3 protein-coding genes are annotated in these 3,087 nt (G+C 69.2%); all 3 read right to left on the reverse strand.

From position 1 onward, the window contains the following. Positions 1 to 125: 125 nt before the first annotated feature. The 3 genes from D7W81_RS40600 to D7W81_RS40610 all read right to left on the reverse strand — a co-directional run bounded on the left by D7W81_RS40600 (position 126) and on the right by D7W81_RS40610 (position 2,836). Complete coding sequence (locus tag D7W81_RS40600) at positions 126 to 665, reverse strand: DUF2780 domain-containing protein (RefSeq protein WP_120560668.1); 540 nt, start codon at positions 663 to 665, stop codon at positions 126 to 128. Positions 666 to 790: 125 nt separating this feature from the next. After that, positions 791 to 1,279 carry an NUDIX hydrolase gene (locus D7W81_RS40605; protein WP_120560669.1) on the reverse strand — a complete coding sequence of 163 codons (489 nt, stop codon included), beginning with the start codon at positions 1,277 to 1,279 and terminating at the stop codon, positions 791 to 793. Positions 1,280 to 1,312: 33 nt separating this feature from the next. Beyond that, a complete protein-coding gene (locus D7W81_RS40610) occupies positions 1,313 to 2,836 on the reverse strand; it encodes a pectate lyase (protein ID WP_120560670.1) in 1,524 nt (507 codons plus the stop codon). Positions 2,837 to 3,087: the final 251 nt, after the last annotated feature.

Raw genomic sequence — 3,087 nt, forward strand, 5'->3', positions numbered from 1 at the left:
GCTCCAGGGCGGGTGGGAGCCCGCCGTTCCCCTTAAAGCCACCGGGGACGGAATTGTTTTGCATTCCCGTCCGACGTCTTCCTGGAGCCCCTGCAATCCCAGGGGGTTACCGCGCTGCGCCGGTCCTACTTCCCCAGGATGCCGCCGAGCATTCCGCCCAGCCCGCCGCCGCCCTGGGGTCCGCTGCCGCCGCCGGAGCCGCCCGCGAGCATGGGGGCCACGGCGAGGATCTTCCCCACCAGGCCCGGGTCCAGGCGGGACTTGAGGAAGTTGAGGAGCAGGGGGGCCACCAGGGTCGCCTTGCCCGCGTCCAGGTTGAAGCGCTGGAGGATGGCCACCACGCCGGCAATCTCGCCCGCGTGGGCCGCCGCGCCGCCCAGGGCGCCCATGAGGCCGCCGCCACCGCCACCGCCGCCCGCGCCGCCGAGCATGCCGCCCAGGGCACCCATGAGGCCGCCGCCGTCACCGCCCGCCGGGGCCTGCTGCGCGGCCTGCTGCTGCCAGCCCTGCATCTCCGGGATGGCCTGGTCCATCTGCCGGGCCGCGTCCGGGCCGACCTTCTCCTGCACCGTGCCCTGCACCATCTTCAGGAGCGAACCCGCGAGCCCCTGTGCCTGCGTGCCATCCACTCCAAGCTGCTGCGAGAGCTGTCCGATGAGGTCCATGCGCCGCGCTCCTTCTCGTGTGTCGCAAGTGAGAGGCGGCGGTTGTATCGGTCCGGGCCGGGCGCTGGCTGGAAAACCGGAAGGGGCGCCCGCGAGCGTTCGTCTCAGGACGCCCGGAAGGGGCTCTACAGTCGGGTGAAGGACCAGCTCACCGCGCGGCCGCCCTCGTAGGGCATGACGCCGTGGAAGGGGCGCGGGTCCGCGTCGAACACGAGCGGCAGGAAGTGCCGGTCTCCGTCCCACAGCGACAGGGACTGGATGGAGGACACGGGGACCCAGGACAGCGAGCCCTCGGGGTTGTGCGTGAGGGGCGTGCCCTCGAAGGCGTCGATGCGGAAGATGAAGCCCAGCCAGTCTTCGCCGTGCTTGCCGAAGCCGGGCCAGGACAGGGTGCCGCGCAGGACCATGCGGGTGCACTCGATGCCGGCCTCCTCGCGGATCTCCCGTCGCATGCACGCGGCGATGTCCTCGTCGCGTTCCATCTTGCCGCCCAGGCCGTTGTACTTGCCGTAGTGGGCGTCATCCGGGCGCGCGTCGCGGTGGATGAGCAGCACCTGCTGGCCATCCGGCGACATCACGTAGCCCAGCGTGGCGACAATGGGGGTGTAGGGCATGGGGCCGGTTCGTCGCCTGATTCAGCCGGGGCGTCAATAATTCCAGGCAGTGCAGTCGGTGGTCGTGCGAGTGACGAACTCCGCCAGCGTCCGCATGTTCCGGGCGAACGTGCTCGTGTCCAGGTAGTCGCCCGGCGTGGCGCCACTGCGCGGACCGCCCGGGCTGTAGGTGGTGATCCACCGCTCGTTGTTCACCGCCGTGTCGACCGCCTGCACCGTGTCGGCGCGCAGCTGCTGGCACGAGCGCTTCATCACGGTCGTGTCGGTCGCCAGCCGGTCGTACTCGGCGCGGATGGCGGCCAGCTGCGACGGACCCTCCCAGCCATAGTTCTGATACGTCGGCGGCGCGGTGGAGAAGCGGACCGGGTAGCCCCCGGGCTTCACCGTGTAGAAGCCGATGTTCGACGGCGACGTGTCATCGAGCTCGATGTAACGGGAGAGGAGTGTGTCATTGGCGTAATCCACCGTCTCCAGGTACGCGAGCGCGGTCCCGACCGCGGCACGGTTCGCGGGCACGCCGGGGTCCAGCTGGTAGAGGCGAAGCAGCGCCCACATGACGTCCTGGCTCTCCTGGCCCGCGATGGCCGGCGTCTCCCAGCTGCGCGCCCAGCGGGGCTGCATCTGGAGGTCATATTGCTGCGCCCAGGCGGGCTGGGGCTGCGGCATCTGCGCACGGCGCAGGAAGTCACCGAACGCGGTGCGCATGGCCTGATACGTCGCGGCCTGCGAGGGATAGATGTCCTTCGCCCACGACAACATCTCCACGAAGGCCGTCGCGAGGTTGTCATTCAGCGTCGGGTCGTCCCAGTACTCGTTCGTGTAGGAGTTCGCGTAGCAGTGGGCGAGTCCGCACGAGGTGCCAATCGACGGCGGATAGCTCGCGGAGAGCGCGGGCCGCGCGGCGACAGGGCCGGCGAACCCCTGGGGAAAGCCGCCGTTCGTCGGGAACTGGGAGGCCGCCACCCGCGTGCGGGCATAGGCGGAGGAGCCGGAGATGGCCGTGTCCGTGAACCCGAGGAGCTGGTCGGTGCGCATCATCGCGATGAGCGCGTTCTGCGTGACCTGGTCGTCATACGCGGACATCGTGCAGCCGCCACAGCTGCAACTCGCCGTGGTGTTGAGGTAGCAGGCCTTGATGGTTGGAGTGGGCTTGAAGTCCGCGTAGAGGCGCCAGCCCCCGGACTTCACCTGTCCGTGGCGCAGCGCCATCGCCGCGTCCTGGGCGTAGGTCTTGAGCGTCGGAGTCGCCGGGTCCGCGAGGGCCGCCTCCACGAACGCGACGGTCACGTCCGAAGTGCCGGGCGACTGGATCATGATCTGATCCGCGTCGAGCTGGATGTCGCCCCAGCGCTCGTTCAGGTTCGTGGCGTTGTGATGCCACGCATAACCGCCGTGGCGCGCGACGTTGTCATGGAAGTACTTCGCCGCGTTCCGCATGCGGCCCAACGCCTTCTGCCGGAGCGGCGTCGTGGCCTGCTGTTCCACCGCCTCCAGATCGATGTCAGGTGAAGCACAAGAGACCGCGAAGAGGAGCGCGAGCACGAGGTGCCTTCTCATGGGTGTGACTCGTAGCACACCCGACTCGCACGGGCGGAGAGGGTGCGCCTCCGGCCTCCTGGAGCACGCTCCGTGAAAATCAGGACATATTTGAAGTCCGGGCGGGCTTTGTTCCATGCTTCCGGGCGGTTTCAAGCCGGGCTTCCCAGGGGGATTTCTCAATGAGTCCACGCGTCGCCAGCCACCGAGGACACGCTGCGCCAACGCCGGCCCGTTCGTCCCCGCCGCGAACCGCCGCCGCGCCCCAGCCC

The organism is Corallococcus aberystwythensis, assembly GCF_003612165.1.
In the GTDB taxonomy this organism is placed as follows: Bacteria; Myxococcota; Myxococcia; order Myxococcales; family Myxococcaceae; genus Corallococcus; species Corallococcus aberystwythensis.

Coding starts and splice junctions, on each gene's coding strand:
- D7W81_RS40600 (WP_120560668.1), bottom strand. CDS start 665: ATGGACCTCATCGGACAGCTCTCGCAGCAGCTTGGAGTGGATGGCACG.
- D7W81_RS40610 (WP_120560670.1), bottom strand. CDS start 2,836: ATGAGAAGGCACCTCGTGCTCGCGCTCCTCTTCGCGGTCTCTTGTGCT.
- D7W81_RS40605 (WP_120560669.1), bottom strand. CDS start 1,279: ATGCCCTACACCCCCATTGTCGCCACGCTGGGCTACGTGATGTCGCCG.